The organism is Sphingobium subterraneum, assembly GCF_014199435.1.
GTDB lineage: Bacteria > Pseudomonadota > Alphaproteobacteria > Sphingomonadales > Sphingomonadaceae > Sphingobium > Sphingobium subterraneum.
On the sequence record NZ_JACIJP010000004.1, the window covers coordinates 46,154 to 64,970 of the forward strand.

The 18,817-nt window shown below is 63.8% G+C and carries 15 protein-coding genes; 8 read left to right on the forward strand and 7 right to left on the reverse strand.

The window, feature by feature from the left end; all coding sequences use genetic code 11:
• From FHS92_RS12235 to FHS92_RS12250, 4 genes are all read right to left on the reverse strand, one after another.
• Positions 1-291 (reverse strand): hypothetical protein, encoded by a 291-nt coding sequence (locus FHS92_RS12235; RefSeq protein ID WP_184081023.1) that lies wholly within the window; start codon positions 289-291, stop codon positions 1-3.
• Positions 288-1,760, reverse strand: coding sequence for a Fe-S cluster assembly protein SufB (gene sufB / locus FHS92_RS12240; RefSeq protein WP_184081024.1), 1,473 nt, complete (start codon positions 1,758-1,760; stop codon positions 288-290). Before sufB ends, FHS92_RS12235 begins: the two co-directional genes overlap by 4 nt.
• Positions 1,757-2,212: an SUF system Fe-S cluster assembly regulator gene (locus tag FHS92_RS12245; RefSeq protein ID WP_184081025.1), complete on the reverse strand. Its 456-nt coding sequence runs from the start codon at positions 2,210-2,212 to the stop codon at positions 1,757-1,759. Before FHS92_RS12245 ends, sufB begins: the two co-directional genes overlap by 4 nt.
• Positions 2,213-2,333: 121 nt before the next feature.
• Positions 2,334-3,215 carry a helix-turn-helix domain-containing protein gene (locus tag FHS92_RS12250; protein WP_246351978.1) on the reverse strand — a complete coding sequence of 294 codons (882 nt, stop codon included), beginning with the start codon at positions 3,213-3,215 and terminating at the stop codon, positions 2,334-2,336.
• Positions 3,216-3,597: 382 nt separating this feature from the next.
• On the opposite strand from FHS92_RS12250, the gene FHS92_RS12255 reads away from it, so the two are divergent.
• The 3 genes from FHS92_RS12255 to FHS92_RS12265 are packed head-to-tail and all read left to right on the forward strand — an operon-like array spanning position 3,598 to position 8,152.
• The gene (locus tag FHS92_RS12255) at positions 3,598-4,641 is read left to right on the forward strand and encodes a quinone-dependent dihydroorotate dehydrogenase (protein WP_184081026.1); all 1,044 of its coding nucleotides are present in this window, start codon (positions 3,598-3,600) and stop codon (positions 4,639-4,641) included.
• A gap of 9 nt (positions 4,642-4,650) precedes the next feature.
• A complete protein-coding gene (ggt, locus tag FHS92_RS12260; protein ID WP_184081027.1) occupies positions 4,651-6,318 on the forward strand; it encodes a gamma-glutamyltransferase in 1,668 nt (555 codons plus the stop codon).
• A 43-nt stretch (positions 6,319-6,361) separates the two neighbouring features.
• A complete protein-coding gene (locus FHS92_RS12265; protein ID WP_184081258.1) occupies positions 6,362-8,152 on the forward strand; it encodes an AMP-dependent synthetase/ligase in 1,791 nt (596 codons plus the stop codon).
• A 47-nt stretch (positions 8,153-8,199) separates the two neighbouring features.
• On the opposite strand, the gene FHS92_RS12270 is transcribed toward FHS92_RS12265, so the two are convergent.
• Positions 8,200-9,636, reverse strand: coding sequence for a sigma-54-dependent transcriptional regulator (locus FHS92_RS12270; protein WP_184081259.1), 1,437 nt, complete (start codon positions 9,634-9,636; stop codon positions 8,200-8,202).
• A 206-nt stretch (positions 9,637-9,842) separates the two neighbouring features.
• Here FHS92_RS12270 and FHS92_RS12275 point away from each other — a divergent pair, with 206 nt between their 5' ends.
• The 4 genes from FHS92_RS12275 to FHS92_RS12290 are packed head-to-tail and all read left to right on the forward strand — an operon-like array spanning position 9,843 to position 12,894.
• Positions 9,843-9,965, forward strand: coding sequence for an aa3-type cytochrome c oxidase subunit IV (locus tag FHS92_RS12275; protein ID WP_184081028.1), 123 nt, complete (start codon positions 9,843-9,845; stop codon positions 9,963-9,965).
• A 35-nt stretch (positions 9,966-10,000) separates the two neighbouring features.
• A complete protein-coding gene (locus tag FHS92_RS12280) occupies positions 10,001-11,125 on the forward strand; it encodes a Rossmann-fold NAD(P)-binding domain-containing protein (RefSeq protein WP_184081029.1) in 1,125 nt (374 codons plus the stop codon).
• Between the two features lie 42 nt (positions 11,126-11,167).
• The gene (locus FHS92_RS12285; protein WP_184081030.1) at positions 11,168-11,452 is read left to right on the forward strand and encodes an NAD(P) transhydrogenase subunit alpha part 2; all 285 of its coding nucleotides are present in this window, start codon (positions 11,168-11,170) and stop codon (positions 11,450-11,452) included.
• On the forward strand, positions 11,452-12,894 hold the full coding sequence (locus tag FHS92_RS12290) for an NAD(P)(+) transhydrogenase (Re/Si-specific) subunit beta (protein ID WP_184081031.1): 1,443 nt from the start codon (positions 11,452-11,454) through the stop codon (positions 12,892-12,894). Before FHS92_RS12285 ends, FHS92_RS12290 begins: the two co-directional genes overlap by 1 nt.
• Before the next feature lie 210 nt (positions 12,895-13,104).
• On the opposite strand, the gene FHS92_RS12295 is transcribed toward FHS92_RS12290, so the two are convergent.
• Positions 13,105-13,965 carry an alpha/beta fold hydrolase gene (locus FHS92_RS12295; RefSeq protein ID WP_184081032.1) on the reverse strand — a complete coding sequence of 287 codons (861 nt, stop codon included), beginning with the start codon at positions 13,963-13,965 and terminating at the stop codon, positions 13,105-13,107.
• Positions 13,966-14,304: 339 nt separating this feature from the next.
• On the opposite strand from FHS92_RS12295, the gene FHS92_RS12300 reads away from it, so the two are divergent.
• Positions 14,305-15,318 carry a serine hydrolase gene (locus tag FHS92_RS12300; protein WP_425506253.1) on the forward strand — a complete coding sequence of 338 codons (1,014 nt, stop codon included), beginning with the start codon at positions 14,305-14,307 and terminating at the stop codon, positions 15,316-15,318.
• On the opposite strand, the gene FHS92_RS12305 is transcribed toward FHS92_RS12300, so the two are convergent.
• A complete protein-coding gene (locus FHS92_RS12305; protein ID WP_184081034.1) occupies positions 15,319-18,651 on the reverse strand; it encodes a glycosyltransferase in 3,333 nt (1,110 codons plus the stop codon). It lies immediately after the preceding gene.
• Positions 18,652-18,817 lie beyond the last annotated feature (166 nt).

Genomic DNA, 18,817 nt, shown 5'->3' on the forward strand with positions numbered 1-18,817 from the left:
CTATTCAAACCATTTTGTATGCATATTTTGCAGGAAAGTCACATCATCGACCGGATACCCAGATGCCGTTCCGATAACTGCATCAATGCCGCACTTTGGGCACAGGGCTGTAAATGGGTCAGAAGCCGATGCAAAATTCCCCTGCGTTTCTTCCACCCAATTTTCAATTTCAGATGATTCATAAATTTTGAAGCAGTAGAAACAGCCACATTTCGAGCTATTGAGCAGTTCCTGCCGATTAGTTGAGCAATGCCGATGTGCGCTATCTAAAAACTCTGTCGAGAAGCTCACCCCACGCTCCCCTCAAGCGAGATCCCCAGCAGCTTCTGCGCTTCCACCGCGAATTCCATCGGGAGTTGCTGCAGCACCTCCTTGGCAAAGCCGTTGACGATCAGCGCCACCGCCTCTTCCTGCCCAAGCCCGCGCTGCATCGCGTAGAAGAGCTGGTCGTCGGAAATCTTGCTCGTCGTCGCCTCATGCTCGATCGTCGCCGACGGGTTCTTCACCTCTATATAGGGCACTGTGTGCGCGCCGCATTCGCTGCCCAGCAGCAGGCTGTCGCACTGGGTGAAGTTGCGCACGCCCTCCGCGTTCGCCGCCACGCGCACGAGGCCGCGATAGGTGTTGTTGCTGCGCCCCGCGCTGATGCCCTTGCTGACAATGGTCGAGCGGGAGCCTTTGCCCAGATGGATCATCTTGGTGCCGGTGTCCGCCTGCTGGCGGTTGTTGGTGACGGCGACCGAATAGAATTCGCCAACCGAATTTTCGCCGGACAGCACGCAGCTGGGATATTTCCAGGTGATCGCGCTGCCCGTCTCGACTTGCGTCCAGCTCACCTTGGAGTTGCGCCCCTGGCACAGCGCCCGCTTGGTCACGAAATTATAGATGCCACCCTTGCCGTCCGCGTCGCCGGGATACCAGTTCTGCACCGTCGAATATTTGATTTCAGCATCGTCCAGCGCGACCAGTTCGACCACGGCGGCGTGCAGCTGGTTCTCGTCGCGCATCGGCGCGGTGCAGCCTTCGAGGTAGCTGACATAGCTCCCCTTGTCCGCGACGATCAGAGTGCGCTCGAACTGGCCGGTATTCTCCGCGTTGATGCGGAAATAGGTGGAAAGCTCCATCGGGCAGCGCACGCCTTCGGGAATGTACACGAAAGTGCCGTCGGAAAAGACCGCGCAGTTCAATGTCGCGAAGTAATTGTCGTGCATCGGCACGACCTTGCCGAGATATTTGCGCACGAGGTCGGGGAATTCGCGCACCGCTTCGCTGATCGAGCGGAAGATGACGCCCGCTTCCTCCAACTCCTTGCGGAAGGTGGTGGCGACCGACACGCTGTCGAACACCGCGTCGACGGCGACCTTGCGGCTGCCCGCGACCCCGGCGAGCACTTCCTGCTCCGCAATGGGAATGCCCAGCTTCTCGTACACACGCAGGATTTCCGGGTCGACCTCATCCAGAGAGGCGAGTTCCTTCCTCGGCTTGGGCGCCGCGTAATAATAGGCGTCCTGATAGTCGATCGGCGCGATGTCGAGCTTCGCCCAGTCCGGCGATTCCATCGTCTGCCACAGCGCGAACGCCTTCAGCCGCCAGTCGAGCATCCATTGTGGTTCATTTTTCTTAGCCGAAATGAACCGGACTGTCTCTTCGCTCAATCCTTTAGGCGCGAAATCCTGCTCGATATCACTGGAAAACCCCCACTCATAGGTTTCCAGCTTCTTGGCGGCATCGCGCGCGGCGGCGTCTTTCACTTCGGTCATGACAGGGCTCCGCTGACGGCAAGAGGGGCGGAGCGGGGCAGGGCGGGAGCGGCGGACGACAGGCTGGCAAGGCTGACCCCGCCCAAGGCGCCACGCACCGCTTCGTTCACCACGCCCCAATGCGGCTGGACAGCGCAGCTGCCTTCGAGCGCGCAATCATGGCGCCCGCTCTCGACGCAGGATGTCATCGCAATGGGTCCTTCGACCGCCTCGATAATCTCGGCGAGGCTGATAGCAGCAGCAGGGCGGGCGAGGGTGATCCCACCGCCTGTGCCGCGCACCGATTTGATGAGGCCCGCGCGCGTGAGGAGGCTGACGAGCTTTTGAGCTGTGGGCAGGGGAATGCCGGTTTCCTGCGCCAGATCGGTCGCGCTGACCCGCGCGGCACCGCAATGGCGCGATGCGGCCCGCATCATCACGACAGCATAATCGGCAAGGCTGGACAGCCGCACTCTGCACTCCTAATCGGACAAATTCGATCTGATTAGGCATGTGGCTTCGGAAACCGTGCAAATCAACCCGCAAAACCTTGTTGCGAGTCGTTAGCAAAGCGCCCGGAATCCGATCCAAGATTCAGCTGATGCGGTTGATCTCCGCCACGAGTCCCGTCAGCGCGCGGCGCTGTACCGTCAGACGGGCGACATCGGTGGGGTCGTTCATCAACTGGTGCGGCGTCAGGCCAATGAACTGCTTGATCTCGCGGATGAAGTGCGGCTGGTCGTAGAAGGTGCCTTCCTCGCACAGGTCGACCCAGCTTTTCTTGTCGATCACGATCTGCGAAGCGCACCGCAACGCCCGATACTTGCGCGCCAGCAGCTTGGGTGGTGCTCCGTACAGCCGGTTGGTGGTGCGGGCGACCTGCCGGGCGGAAAGTCCACTCGCCGCCACCAGTCGATCCACCTGGGGGGAGCTTTCGTCGCTCAGCCAGGCGTCGATCGCCGCGACTGCCGTCTCGACCCCGGCCGGAATGGGGCGAAGCTGCGATTCCAGGAACTGCCACAGGCGCTCAACGATGATATCGGGATCGCGCTCCGCCCGCATCATATCCAGCATGTCCTGGAATTGCGGTCCATGGGTGGCGATCACGTCGTAAATGCTGTCAATCCACCGGTCGGCGCTCTCGCACCCCAGTGCCATCCATCCCAGCGGTAGGAAAGAGGTCCCGAACACCACGCTGGGGCTGTCGAGCTGGAAGCGGGTCGCGCCCATGGTCGGTCCCACCATGCAGACTTTCGGCGTTGCGGCTTCCCGTCCATCGTGAAATGTGTAATGCCCGCTGCCCGACAGCATAAAGCGCAGCTGCGGCATGTCCGCGCGGGTGAGATCGCTGTATTGCGGTCGCTTGACAGTAAACAAATAGACCGACCCGAAGAAATTCCGCAGATGTTCGGGTGGAACCCAGTAGCGCAGGCCTACAAATCCCTCTTCGGTGTTGTCGGGATAGTTATGATACATGATCTGCGCAATGTCTCCGGCTCGTCTGCATTGCAGCGCAAAGTGAGGTTTTATTGGCTGTGATGCAACCCCTATCGGCAGGTGACAGGACAGGACACAAAAAAAGGGCCCAGCGGAAAACCGCCGGGCCCAAGGAAAAAAGGTCTCTTAAGCCAAATGACCAAGAGCCCTTCGGGTCGCAATTGCTCAGTACTGCAACAGCGAATGACTCATCTTGTACAAAATGGACATGTAACATTTATCCATCAATTTTTTGATCCATTGCGACATCTTTATCCCAGTTCGGGGGCAAAAGTGGACCAAAAGGGGACATGGTTGGCGGCCGAGCCATATTGTTCGTTGGATTTTTGACGCCAGCACGAGGGCAAGGCATAGGCGCGGAATGATTTATCCGCTGCTTCGCCCGCTGCTGTTTCGTATCGATGCGGAAACCGCCCATGGCCTCACCCTGCGCGCGCTGTCTGCCCTGCCTTCGGGGACGCCCGCGCCGGCGGATCCTCTCCTGGAGATTACGGTCGCAGGCCTCCGTTTCCCCAATCCGGTGGGCCTTGCCGCCGGTTTCGACAAGGACGGACTGGTGGCTCACAAAATGCACCGTTTCGGATTTGGTTTCGCGGAGCTTGGTACGCTGACTCCGCTACCCCAGGACGGCAATCCCCGCCCGCGCCTGTTTCGGCTGACGGAGGACAAGGCGGTCATTAACCGCATGGGCTTCAACAATCGGGGCCAGGCTGCTGCCGCCGCTCGGCTGGCCTCTATTCCACGCAACGGGAGAATGATCGGCATCAACATCGGTGCGAACAAGGACGCGTCCGACCGTATTGCCGATTACGCAACCGGGGTGCGGACCATGGCGCCGTTCGCCGATTATCTGACGATCAACATCTCGTCCCCCAACACGCCGGGCCTGCGCGCGTTGCAGGACCGCGCAGCGTTGGACGACCTGCTCTCCGCCGTAATGGAAGCACGCGGTGCGGACCAGACGCCGATCTTCCTCAAGGTCGCGCCCGATCTTGAGCCCGCCGACATGGATGACATTGCCGCCTGCGCTGTCGCCCATCGGCTCGACGCGCTGATCGTGTCAAACACGACGATCAGCCGACCGCCGCTCCGCTCCCGCCATGCGCAGGAGACAGGTGGCCTGTCCGGCGCGCCGCTGCACGATCTGGCACTTGCCCGCCTGCGCGATTTCCGCACGCGGCTGGGCGCCGCGGTGCCGCTGATCGCAGCGGGCGGGATCGCCAGTGCAGAACAGGCCTATGCCCGGATTTGCGCCGGGGCGTCGCTCGTGCAGATCTACAGCGCGATGGTCTATGAAGGACCGTGGCTCGCGGCACGCATCAACGCCGGGCTTGTGACGTTGTTGCGGCGCGATGGCTTTGCATCTCTCAACAACGCCGTTGGCAGCGGGGCTGACGCGGGCTAGGCTCGTGGAATGATCCGGATTTTCCTTGCCTTCGTGCTGCTCTTCGCCTGTCCCCAATTTGCGCGGGCGCAGGGTGTCGTGTCTTCCGCCGACCCGCGTGCCAGTGCGGCGGGGCAGGAGATCCTGCGCATGGGTGGCAACGCCACCGACGCCGCGATGGCGATGATGCTGGCGCTTACTGTGGTGGAACCGCAGTCGAGTGGCATTGGCGGCGGCGGGTTCCTGCTGCATCATGATGGGCGGACAGGCCTCATCGACACGATCGACGGGCGCGAGACCGCACCTGCATCGGCCAGTCCGCAGCTTTTCATCGGGGCCGATGGCAAACCGTTGCCCTTTGCCGAAGCGTTCCCCGGCGGGCGCTCCGTGGGCGTTCCGGGAAATGTCGCCCTGCTTGCAAAGGCCCATGGCAAATGGGGCAAGCTGCCCTGGGCCGACCTCTTCGCGCCCGCGATCCGGCTGGCGCGCGATGGGTTCGTGGTAAACGCCGTGATGGCCCGCCGGTTGCAGACCGTCGCGCCGCTCTGGAAGGATTTCCCAGAGGCGCGCGCGCTTTACTGGATCGAGGGCAAGCCCGCCACGGAAGGCGCGACGATCCGCAACCCGAAGCTCGCCGCTTTTCTCCAGCGACTCGCCGCCGAAGGGCCGGAGGCCTTCTATACCGGCAGCAATGCCGAAGCGATCAGCGCTGCAGTCGGCGCAGCGGCGCGCAACGCCACCGGCATGACACCCGCCGACATCGCGGCCTATCGCGCGAAGGAGCGCCCGGCGGTCTGTTCGCATTACCGGGTTTATACCCTGTGCGGCATGGGGCCGCCGTCCTCGGGCGCCACCACCGTGTTCCAGATCCTCGGCATGCTCGAACGCTTCGATCTCGCGAAGCTGGGCAAGGATAATCCGTTGAGCTGGCATCTGATCGCGCAGGCCATGCGGCTCGCTTATGCTGATCGGGAAATCTATGGGGCGGACCGCGATTTCGTCGATGTGCCCGTCGCCGGTCTGCTTGATCCGGCCTATATGCGCCGGCGTTCCGCGCTGATTTCCATGATCCGCGCACCCGAAAAATATGAGGCTGGCACCCCGCCGGGCGCAAGGCCCCGCACTCCGGCCGTGCAGGCGGAAGTACCCGGCACGACGCACTTCGTTGCGGTCGACGGCGCTGGCAGCATCGTGTCGATGACGTCCACCGTGGAAGGGCCATTCGGCAGCCAGATCGCGGTCAACGGCTATATGCTCAATAACGAGCTGACCGATTTCACCTTCGCACCCGAGAAAGATGGCGCGCCTGTCGCCAACCGGGTGGAGCCGGGCAAGCGCCCGCTCTCGTCCATGGCGCCCACGATCGTCTATGACGCACGCGGCAAAGCAGTCTTCACGGTCGGCGCGGCAGGCGGCAAGACGATCATCATGCAGGTCGCCAAGGCGTTGATCGCCCATCTCGACTGGGGGTTGAGCGCACAGGATTCAATTGAGCTGGGGCTGGTCTATTTCAACGCGGACGGGCTGGCGCTGGAGCAGGGGAGCAGCGCGGAAGCGCTGAAGCTGCCGCTCGAATCGCTGGGTCATCATGTGTCGGTCGGAACATGGGCGCTCAAGGCCAATGCGGCCGAATTGACCACCACCGGGTGGGTCGGCGCCGCCGATCCGCGCAGTCCGGGGGTGGCCCTCGCGCAATAGCGTCGGTATAACCGCCCAAAAATGACGTTACGGCGGAGAGATGATGCGCGCGTTCGAGCGGTTCCCCAACCTCGTCACGATGTTCTTTACCCGTGCGGGGGAAGAGGGTGACAAGCCGTTCCTGTGGCGCAAGGAAGCCGGAAGCTGGCGCGCGCTCACCTGGACGGAGACCGCCGTGCAGGTCGCAACCCTTGCCGCCGCGCTGAAGGCGGAGGGGATCGGCCCCGGCGACCGGGTAATGCTGGTGATGGAGAACCGGCCGGAATTCTGCATCGCCGATCTCGCGATCATGGCGGCGGGCGCGATCAGCGTGCCGACCTACACCACCAACACGACGCGTGACCACGATCATATCCTGACCGACAGCGGCGCGCGGGCGGTGATCGTGTCGACCACCAAGCTGGCGCGTCCGTTGATGCCCGCTGTGCTGCGGTCAAACGTGCGTCTTGTCATCGGGATAGAAGCCTTGCCGCAGGTCCAGTCCGACGCTTTCACCTGCCACCGCTGGAACGACTTGATCGCCGCACATAAAGGGGACGTCGCTGCCTGCGCGGCTGCGCAGACGATGCAGCGCGACGACCTTGCCTGTATCATTTACACCAGCGGCACGGGCGGTTCCCCGCGCGGCGTAATGCAGCATCATGGTGCGATCCTCACCAACGTGGCCGGTTGTGTCGCAATCATCGCGGAGGATTTTGGCTGGGGCGAGGAAGTGTTTCTCTCGTTTCTCCCGCTTTCGCATGCCTATGAACATAGTGGCGGTCAGTTTCTTCCCATCGGGCTGGGCGCGCAGATCTATTATTCGGAAGGGTTGGACAAGCTCGCCAGCAATATCGAAGAGGTGCGTCCGACGATCATGGTGGTCGTCCCCCGCCTGTTCGAGTTGCTGCGCGCGCGTGTTCTGAAGGCGGTGGAAAAGCAGGGGCGCGTGCCCGCACTGTTGCTGCAACAGGCGTTGCGCATTGGCGGGAAGGGCATGGCGGGCCAGCGCCTGTCGCTGCTTGACTGGCCGATGCGGCTGCTTGTCGACCGGACGATCCGGCCGAAGGTGCAACAGCGCTTCGGGGGCCGCATCAAGGCCATGGTGTCGGGCGGGGCACCGCTCAATCCGGATGTCGGCACCTTCTTCCACGCGCTCGGCATCACCCTGCTTCAGGGCTATGGCCAGACCGAGGCGGGGCCGGTCATCAGCTGCAACCGCCCGCGCGTCGGTATTGCGATGGACACCGTCGGTCAGCCGCTTCCCGACGTCGAGGTGCGCATCGCGGAAGACGGAGAAATCCTCGTGCGCGGTGAGCTGGTGATGAAGGGCTATTGGCGCAACGAAGCCGAAACCGCCCGCGTCATCCGCGATGGCTGGCTGCACACCGGCGACATCGGCGAACTGGATACCAAGGGTCGCATCCGCATCACCGATCGCAAGAAAGATCTGATCGTCAACGACAAGGGCGACAATATCGCCCCGCAAAAGGTCGAGGGGATGCTGACCCTGCAGGACGAGATTGCGCAGGCGATGGTGAGCGGCGACAAGCGCCCCTATATCGTTGGATTGATCGTGCCGGAGGCCGAATGGCTGGCGCAATGGGCGCGAGACCGAGGCGTGGAGCCGGACCTGCGCGTGCTGGCAACATCACCCGACCTGCACAGCGCGTTACGCGCCGCCGTCGACCGGGTGAACGCCGAACTGTCGGCCACCGAACGCGTGCGTCAGTTTATCATTGCTGATGAGCCATTCACGACCGAAAATGAAATGCTGACCCCGTCGATCAAGATTCGCCGCCATGTCATCCGCGACGTGTATCGGGAGAGGCTGGATGCGCTCTACCGGGCGTAAGTCATTCCGGATGATAGAACTTTACTGTTAGGGCAGGTGACCCGCCCTCAGGCCGCGCTGTCGATCCCCAGCTCGGTGAGCTTGCGATAGAGCGTCGAGCGCCCAATTCCCAGGCGGCGCGCTACTTCCGTCATGCGGCCGCGATAATGGCCGATAGCGAGGCGGATGACGTCCGCTTCGATGTCAGAGAGCGGGCGCATATGGCCGTTGTTGCCGAACAGGGTGACGCCGACGCTCTGGTCGCGGCCCATCTCGACGGCGGTCATGCCGCCCGCCTGCCGTGCACTGATCTGCGCGGCGATTTGCGGGAAATCCTGTGGGGTCAGCGCGTCACCGTCGCACAGCACGGATGCGCGGAACAGCGCGTTCTGCAACTGCCGCACATTGCCGGGCCAGCTGTGTTGCATGAGCAGAGTGAGCGCCTCGCTGGTAATCCCGAGGCTGCGCAACCCCGGCTGGCTCGACAGGCGGCCAAGCAGATGGCGCGCAAGCGCAGGAATGTCACCGATCCGGTCGCGCAGCGGTGGCACGGCGACATGCATGACGTTAAGGCGGTAATAGAGGTCTTCGCGGAAGCGCCCCGCTTCCACTTCGTCGGCCAGAACCTTGTTGGTCGCGGCGATCACACGGACGTCGACATGGATCGGCTGGCGCGCGCCCAGCGGCTGGACTTCGCCGTCCTGCAACACGCGCAGGAGCTTGACCTGCGCCTCCAGCGGCATTTCGCTGACTTCGTCGAGGAAGATCGTGCCCTGGTCCGCATCGGTGAATTTTCCGACCTGCCGATCAAACGCACCGGTGAAGGCGCCCCGCTCGTGCCCGAACAGTTCTGATTCGACGAGGTTGGCGGGGATGGCGCCGCAGTTGACCGTCACCATCCGGCTGCGGAACCGCGGGGAGGCGGCGTGGATCGCGCGGGCGATGACTTCCTTGCCGACGCCGCTCTCGCCCTCGATCAGCACCGGAATACGGGCGCGGGCGGCCTTGGCGGCTATCGCCAGAGCGGCGAGATATTGCGGCGCGGAGCCGACGATTTCCTCAAACGCCAGTGGCGCGGACATCTTCTCGCTCAGCGGGCGAAGTTCGCCTGCGCGGTTGTGCGCATCGTCAAGCGTCGCGTCCAGCGCTGCCAGAAGGCGTTCCGGTGCGATCGGCTTGGACAGATAGTCGCAGGCCCCCGCGCGCATCGCTTCGACGGCGTCGAGCACATTGTTGTGGGCGGTCAGGACCAATATGGGCAGGGCCGGGCGGCGCGCACGGATCTGCTCGATCAGTTCGGCCGGGCGAATTTCGGGACTCCACTGGTCGAGCAGCACCGCATCGAGGCGCATGCCATCCTGCGTGCCGAGTGTTGCGATAGCCGATTCGTCATCGCTCGCGAAGATCGTGCGCCAGCCCGAACGGGCGGCAAGCGCTGACACCAGCCGCCGTTGCGCCGGTTCATCGTCGATCAGCATCAGCATCGGTGTGCCGTTGTGCGCCATTCCGTCCTCGCGAAGTTGTGGCAACGCTTTACCGCCTCGGGGTAAAGACGGTGTTAATCCTGTGGGAATCGCGACGCTGTTACGCGCATCACAGGGCTGATGCGCAAAATCGCAGCTTTGAGCGCAAATTCGCGGGGTTGTTGTCGACGCGGCTTGGCCCTAAGAGAGATGCCGGTTTTGAATCACACAGATGTCAGGGGACGAAAATGGCCGGTCAGAACGACATAAAGGCAGCCGAACAGACCTATAACGGGTTCATCGGCATGATGAAGTGGGGCACAATTGCTTCGCTGCTCGTCGGTGCGCTCGTCGTTATCCTTATCGCCTGATCGGGCGACGGATTGCGGACACAGGGGGAATTGTCGTGAAAATTTCGGTTTTAAAAGAACTCGCGCCGGGCGAGCGGCGGGTTGCCGCCACGCCTGAGACGGTGAAGAAGTTCATAGCGCTTGGAGCGAGCGTGGCGGTGGAGGCGGGTGCCGGTGTGGAAGCATCGGTTGCCGATGCCGAGTATGCCGCCGCTGGCGCGACCGTGGGCGATCGGGCGAGCACCGTGCAGGGCGCGGGGATCATTCTGGGTGTGCAGGCACCCGACGCCGCGACGCTGGCCGGGGCCGCCCCGGGTGCGCTGGTCGCCGCCGGGTTCAATCCCTTTGGCGAGCGTGCACGGGTCGATGGCTATGCCGGTGCCGGCCTGGAGGCGCTGGCGATGGAGTTCATGCCGCGCATCACCCGCGCGCAGTCGATGGACATCCTCTCGTCGCAGTCGAACCTCTCGGGCTACAAGGCGGTGCTCGATGCGGCGTCCGAATATGGCAAGGCGTTTCCGATGATGATGACGGCGGCCGGAACGGTCTCGGCCGCGCGGGTATTCGTCATGGGTGTGGGCGTTGCCGGGCTTCAGGCGATCGCCACCGCGCGGCGTCTGGGCGCGCAGGTCTCCGCGACCGACGTGCGGTCCGCCACCAAGGAGCAGATCGAATCGCTCGGCGCCAAGGCGATCTTCGTCGAGGACGTGAAGGGGATCGAGGGCGAGGGCGCGGGTGGTTACGCCACCGAGATGTCGGACGAGTACAAGGCCGCGCAGGCTGCGCTGGTCTCGTCGCATATCGCCAAGCAGGACATCGTCATCACCACCGCGCTGATCCCCGGCCGGCCTGCGCCGCGCCTCATCACCGACGCGCAGATCGCCAGCATGAAGCCGGGCAGCGTCCTCGTCGATCTCGCGGTCGAGCAGGGCGGCAATGTCGAAGGCGCCAAGGCCGGTGAAGTCGTCACCATCCACGGCGTCAAGATCGTCGGGCACCGCAACGTGCCCTCGCGCTTGGCGACGGATGCGTCGGCACTGTTCTCGCGCAACCTCTACAACTTCCTCTCCGCCTTCTGGGACAAGGAGAAGAACGCGCCGGTGCTCGACGAAGAGATCGGCAACGCCATCCGCCTGACGCAGGGCGGCAAGGTCGTGAACGAGAGGCTGCTGGCCAACTGATCCAGCCCCGGCTCTCGAGGAGCCGATACAAGGGGGAATAACATGGACTTTATTTCAATTCTTTCCATCTTCGTGATGGCCTGTTTTGTGGGCTATTATGTCGTGTGGTCGGTCACGCCCGCGTTGCACACGCCGCTGATGGCGGTGACCAACGCGATTTCATCGGTCATCATCGTCGGCGCGCTGGTCGCGGCGGCGGAATCGGTGGCACCAACCGCCAAGTGGCTGGGCCTCATCGCGGTGGTGTTCGCGTCGATCAATATCTTCGGGGGGTTTGCCGTCACGGAACGCATGCTCGCAATGTACAAGAAGAAGGAGCGCAAGTGATGGAGCATGCAGCCGCTTCCAGCGCCGATTTCTGGGTGCCGTTCGCCTATTTGGTGGCGGGCGTCCTGTTCATCCTCGCGCTGCGTGGGCTATCCAGCCCTGCGACCAGCCGCCGGGGCAACCGCATGGGCATGGTCGGCATGGCGATCGCTGTCGCGACCACGCTGTTCACCCATGATGTGGTGTCACTGCCCGAAATCCTCGGGGCGGTTGCCGTCGGTGGTGTGATCGGCTTCATTACCGCACGCCGGATCGCGATGACCGACATGCCACAGCTTGTGGCGGCGTTTCACTCGCTCGTCGGCCTCGCTGCCGTTCTGGTGGGCGCGGCCGCCTATCTCAACCCGGCGGCGTTCGGCATTCTCGACACGCTGACCAACGAGATCCACAACGCCAGCCGTATCGAATTGGGCCTGGGCGTTGCCATCGGTGCGATCACCTTCTCGGGCTCGGTCATCGCGTTCCTGAAGTTGAACGGCAACATGTCGGGCAAGCCGATCCTGCTGCCCGCGCGCCATGTCATCAACCTCGGCACGCTGGTGGCGATCCTGGGCCTTATCGCCTGGTACTTTCTGCTGCCCGCGCCTTCGGTTGCGGCACCGTGGCTGATCTGGGTCGTCATCGGGCTGAGCTTCGCCATCGGCTTCCTGCTGATCATCCCGATTGGCGGCGCAGACATGCCGGTGGTCGTCTCGATGCTCAACAGCTATTCGGGCTGGGCGGCCGCCGCGATGGGCTTTACGCTGCACAACACGGCGATGATCATCACCGGCGCTCTCGTCGGCAGCTCGGGCGCGATCCTGAGCTACATCATGTGCAAGGCGATGAACCGTGGGTTCCTTTCGGTGATCGCGGGCGGCTTCGGCGCGGACGCTGGCCCCGCCGGCGGTGGCGAGGCGAAGGAACAGCGCCCCTGGAAGCGCGGCAGCGCGGAGGACGCGGCGTTCCTGATGAAGCAGGCCGACAGCGTGATCATCGTTCCCGGTTACGGCATGGCCGTCAGCCAGGCACAGCATGCGCTGCGTGAGATGGGTGACCTTCTCAAGAAGGAAGGCGTCAGCGTCAAATACGCGATCCACCCCGTGGCGGGGCGCATGCCCGGCCACATGAACGTGCTGCTCGCCGAAGCCAACGTCTCCTATGACGAGGTGTTCGAGCTCGAAGACATCAACAGCGAGTTCGGCCAGGCCGACGTCGCCTTTGTCATCGGCGCGAACGACGTGACCAACCCGGCAGCCAAGACCGACAAGTCCTCGCCGATCTACGGCATGCCGATCCTCGATGTCGCCAACGCGAAGTCGGTGCTGTTCGTCAAGCGCTCGATGGGCGGGGTCGGCTATGCCGGTGTCGACAACGACGTGTTCTACATGGACAACACCATGATGCTCCTCGCCGACGCCAAAAAGATGGTCGAGGATATCGTCAAGTCCCTGGCGCACTAAGGCACAAAAAAAGGGCGCGTCCCATAAGGGCGCGCCCAAGGTGTCGAGGAGACGCCAGGAGGCTGGCGTAGCAAGGACGAGAAGGTCGGGGTCGCTAAACCGGTCAAAACCATCCTTGCTGAGACCGGAATAGGAGAGTCGCCCCGCACGTGCCTTGATTCAGGTCAAATCGTGCGGGGCAACGCGAAAATTGTCGTTGCTCCAGCGTCTTCATTCCCGCAGGAAGTTCGCCAACGCGTTCGCAAATGCCGCCGGCTGGTCGAGCATGATCATATGTCCGCTCGGGCCTATCGGGCGGATTCTCGCCCGGCGCGCGGGGGCATAAGCGCGGCGATAACGGTCGCCCTGCGCCGCACGCAGCTGCGTATCGGTGGGCAAGGCGTAAATCACCTCCATCGGGCAGGCGATCTTCGTCAGCTGTGGTCCCAGATCCGTCTGTGCCAGTTCGGAGAGCGCCTGCGCGATCACCTGCGGGTCGCTGTCCCGTCCGCCGCGGCTTTGCCGCACCATGTCGGCGAGCATCTGCCGCCCGGCCTTGGTCTTGGTGAAATAGCCGTTGAGCTGTCCCGCAAGGAACCCGAAACCGGCGCTGGTCCCGCCGACCATCGCCGCACCATCGGGCAGCATGTCGACCACCAACAGGCGGCCGATGGAGTTCGCTGGACGCAGCGCCAGCATCATCGCCAGCGTTCCGCCCATGCTGTGCCCTACGATAGCCGGAGCAGCCAGACGCATTTCCCGAATGTACCGGGCAATGTCATCCGCCAGCGGCGCGAGGAGCGGTCCTGCCTTGTTGCCGTCTGGCGCGAGACCGGCAAAGCCGCGCACCTGCACCAGATGATAGCGGTGCCCCGGCACCCGTGCGATCGTCCCGTTCCACACCCCCGCGCCGCTCGCGAGGCCGGGGATCATCAGCACATCGCGTCCGCCCCGCGCAAGCGCGCCGCGTGTCGTGACCGTGATCCTCCGCGAGGAGAAAAGGGCGGGAGGCGCTGCGCGCGCGATCCCTGCGCCTGGCAGCATCGCTGCCGCGCAGGCTGCGCCGATCAGAACATTTCGCCGTGTTTGCATATATGCCATCCCGGCCCTTTAGCGCCAAAGTTCCTTCCCTCCCAAAGCGGTTTGCTTCAAATTAACCCGATAATGGAATCATTGGTCGCATGGACGCTTGCTTGAACCCGAAAAAGCCAGTGATTATAATTCATTGGGGACGACCGGCGGGAATCGCGCAGCAGTTTGGGCACGACGCTTCTGATGAGAGCATGAATGGGTTTGCATGAAGGGGCCGCCAGTCGCGGCCTGATTATCAAGCGGTACGGCCCGGGCGTGCGTGGCTTCCGCCCTCCCGTGCGCTGGTTGCAGGCCGTACTGGTGGGCGCCCTTTTGTCCGCGTGCGTTGCCGACCGGATGATGGGCAGCCCGGCGGCCAGCGCCGCGCCTGCTCCCGCACCCGTGCGTCAGGTCTATAATTTCCTGCCGCCCCGGCCGGATCGCGACAAGGCGCCGCAGGGGCTGGTGGATGCCATCACGGCGCTGGGGCGCAATTTCAACGGCACGGTCGGGATCGCGGTGCGCCGGGTCGACACCGACTGGGAGGCATCCTGGAACGGCAATCAACTGATGCCGCAACAGAGCGTGTCAAAGCTGTGGGTCGCGATGGCGGCGCTCGATGCCGTCGACCGCGGCAAGTTTACGTTGAACGACATGGCGACGATCCGGAAAGAGGATCTGACGCTGTTCCACCAGCCGCTCGCCAGCATGGTGCGCGGCGATGGCTACACCACCACGCTGGCAGACCTGTTCCACCGCGCGATGACGGAAAGCGACAACACCGCGAACGACACGTTGCTTCGGAAGGTCGGCGGGCCGGAGGCGGTACGCGGCTTCCTCGCCCGGCGGTTCATCGGCAATGTCCGCTTCGGTCCCGGCGAGCGCCTGTTGCAGAGCAAGACGGCGGGTCTGGTGTGGAACCAGAATATGGCGCTCGGCCGCAATTTCTATGCGGCGCGCAGCAGCCTGCCGATGTCGGTGCGACAAAAGGCGCTGGACGATTATCTGACCAATCCACCCGATGGTGCTGCCGCCAGCGGCATCGCTTTCGGGCTGGCGCGGTTGAAGCGCGGAGAGATGCTGTCACCCGCGTCGACCGACTATCTGCTCGAGACCATGCATGAAGCCAAGACCGGGCCGCAACGCATTAAGGGCGGTGTCCCGCAAGGCTGGACCTATGCGCACAAGACCGGCACCGGGCAGGAACTGGGCGCGCGCGCGACCGGCTTCAACGATGTGGGCGTGATGACCGCCCCGGACGGGACGAGCTATGCCGTCGCGGTAATGATTGGCAGTACCACGGTGAGCATTCCGGAGCGCTGGGCCTTGATGCAGGGTGTGGCGCGTGCTGTGGTGGCAAACCACCGGCGATAATCAGGCGGACGCCACGCGGCCTGTCCGTTCCAGCTTGCCCCAACCTACGCGCGGCCCGCGCAGGGCGTTGGCGACGGCCCGGATCACCACCGAATACATGAGCTGGCGATACACAAAGCGCTGCGCCACGAGCAGCAGGGCGGGGTAACGCGTCTCCCGCGCTTCCAGCCTGTAAGCCACCCAGCCGCACAGTACATCGAACAGTGTGAATAAAACCCAGTAGATGCCCATGCGCAGCACGTCGCTCTGCGTCTGCTCCCAGCCGTGCTGCTGCACCGAAACGAGCGTGCCGATCAGGCTGACGAGCAGGGCGAGATCGATCAGCGGGGAGATAAGCGCAAAGCCGATCTGGAAGATCCACGCCTGCGGCACGCCGATCGCGGCCAGTCCGGCAGGCTTGCCCTCTCGTACTATTGCGCGATGCTTCCACAGGCACTGCAACGTGCCGAACGCCCAACGGAATCGCTGTTTCGACAGGGCGCGGAATGTCTCGGGCGCCTCGGTCCAGGCCACAGCATCGACGTCATAGCCCACGCGCCAGCCCTTGCGCTGAATGGCGATGGTCAGGTCCTGATCTTCTGCCAGCGTATCGACTGGATAGCCGCCCACCTCGTCCAGCGCCGCGCGCCGCCATGCGCCGACCGCGCCGGGCACGACCATGATGGCATCGAACTGCGCCAGCGCGCGGCGTTCCAGATTCTGTGCGGTGACATATTCGACCGCCTGCCACCGCGTGACCAGGTTGACGCGGTTGCCGACCTTGGCGTTGCCCGCGACCGCGCCAATTTCCGGGTCGTCGAACCAACGGGCAAGGCGGGCGATCGTCTCGGCCTCGAAATGCGTATCGGCGTCGAGCGCAATGACGATATCGCCCTTGGCCCATTCCAGCCCGCGGTTGAGCGCTCGCGCCTTGCCGCCGTTTTCCAGCGTCAGCAGCCGCACGCGCGGCTCGTCGGCAAAGGTGCGGGCAACGATGGCGCTCGTATCGTCCTTCGACCCGTCGTCGATCACGATGATTTCCAGCCCCACATCCCTGCTGCCCAGCACCCGGCGCACCGACGCCGCGATCACGCGCGCCTCGTTATAGGCAGGGATGAGCACGGACACGAACAGGTTGGGGTTGATCGGCGGGGCGACGATGCGGTTGACGGGGCGGTTGCTGTTCCATGCTAGCGCGGCCATCAGGATGGCACGGCCGATCCCCAGTGCGATAGCCGCGAAGAAAATGGCTTTCAGCACATATTCCAGACCGGCAAACACCAAGAACATGCCGATGTCGGCCCGCACCGCGAGCAGATCATTGCCAAGGACCGGCGGCATAACCTGAGCCGGGGTCAGCCCCGCGAGCGCCGACACGGGCACAAAGCGGTAACCCTGCGCACGCAGCTGGTCGATAATCCGGGGCAGGGCCGCCACTGTCTGCGTGCGGTCCCCGCCGCCATCGTGCAGCAGGATCACCTGCTCGGACCGGTCCGGGCTCTCGCTGGCGACCTGGTGCAGCGTGCGCTGGACGATGGCGTCGGCGCCCGGCCGCTTCCAGTCGCCTGGATCGACGTGCAGGCCGACATTGGTATAGCCGTCCTGTTGTGCTCGCAGCGCGGGTTCCAGTTCCTCAGTCGTGGTCGGCTCCGCGTCGCCGAAATAGGGCGCGCGGAACAGGCGCGGGGATCGGCCCGTGTATGCCTCAACGAGCCGCCTCGTGCTGTTCAGCTCCAGCATGGTACCCTCGCCCGACTCCTTTGCCAGATTGGGGTGGGTGAAGCTGTGGTTACCGATCTCGCTGCCCTGGTTGATAATGCGCTGGAGGAGAAACGGATGCTCCATCGCGTTCTCGCCGACGACGAAGAAAGTCGCGGGGACATGCTTGGCCTTGAGAATGGCAAGTATCTTGGGTGTCCAGTCCGGGTCCGGCCCGTCGTCGAACGTCAATGCCACCCAGCCGGGGTGGTAGCCGGTGCGCTCCACCACGAACGGCGTGGGCAGATCGCGATAATACTCGTCGACGATCAGGCGGTTGGGCGAGGAGCGGATATGGCGATGACCAACCGATGGGGTGGAGTCGATACGCAGGATTTCGCCGCTGCCTTCGACATCGACATCGCCGATGGTTCGCAAGGCACGCAAATCAGGCACCTTGCCCGTTTCAAAGCTAGCCAGCGCCTTCCACACGCCTGGATCCTCGGTACCAAGCCGCCAGAGCGCTACCCCGGCGACCCCCTCGGCATCCGCCGCGCGCAACTGGTTCCAGGCGCTCGCTGCGTCGAGCATCCACACATTATGCGTCGCGCCTCCCTCCGCGTAGGAAAAATGGGCGTTGCCGCTGGCCTTGTCGAACTGGATTTTCACTTCGCTGTCGTGCGCCGCCAGCCACGCCTCCTCGGTCGACAACGGGGTACCCTTGCCCGGTCCAGTCCAGTCGTAGGCGTAGCTGCCGATCGCGATGATCGCCTTAGACCGTGGGACGGCCGACAGGGCCTGCCGCATCTGGCGCACGAACCACGCCTGGCTGGCGACAGGTCCCGCGTCACTTTCCGGCGTATTCTCATCATAGTCCATGATGAACAGTCGGTCGGCGACGCGTGCATAGGCGGCGAGATTCCAGGACGGATCGCCCACCGGCACAGAGAGCGTCACGAGCCAGCCATGGTGGGCGAAGCGCGCCCGCACCTCACGCAGGAACTGGAGGTAATCGCGCTGCGAGGAGGCGGGAAGCTCTTCGAAATCGAAGACGGCACCGGCCGCCTTGTGCGCGGTCAGTTCCCGCTCAATGCGGTCGATCAGCAGCGTGCGGGCGGCATGGTTGGCGAGCAGGGTGACAATCCCCTGCCTGTCCCATACGCCGTTAAGAGCGTTCTGGAACATCGGCAGGACCTCCGCCTTTTTGGGCGCGGTCGCGAGCAGCGTATCGAGCTTCGGGTCACTGAAGATGGTGAGTGCGTGGGCGGGTCCCGTAATCGAATAGAGGCCCGGAACCACCCAGTCGAGCTGGCGGATGTGGGACGCGAGCGACGCGCGGCTGGCATCGTCCCACGGTACGTAAAACCCGACCTTGATCTGACTCACCGGCGGGATGCGGCGGCCGTCCGGCAACCATGACGCGACGCTGGCTCGGAGCGCCTTCAGCTTATGGCCGAAATGGGTGATCTGCAGAGCCAGCGGCCGGGGTCGGGGCAGTTCCATCACCAGCGCCAGAGGCTTGGGAACAGGCACATCGACCAAGGTGGCCGCAAAGCCGCCCGCCGACACGATCAGAACCAGCAAGAAAGCGATGAACGCACGCACGGTCCAGCGATTGCGCCGCCCGCTGGCATCGTAGAAAACGGGACGTTCCATCGGTGGCCCCATGCTGTTCGACACTCACCCGACGCTGACAGCCTGATGCTGGCGTGTCGGCGCGCGATAGGATCGGGCAGATGAACGGCGGATGAAGACCCAGTGTCCGCGCGGGCGCAGCGCCTTGCCCATGGCTCTACGCGCCGCTCAGGAAGAAATGTCGACC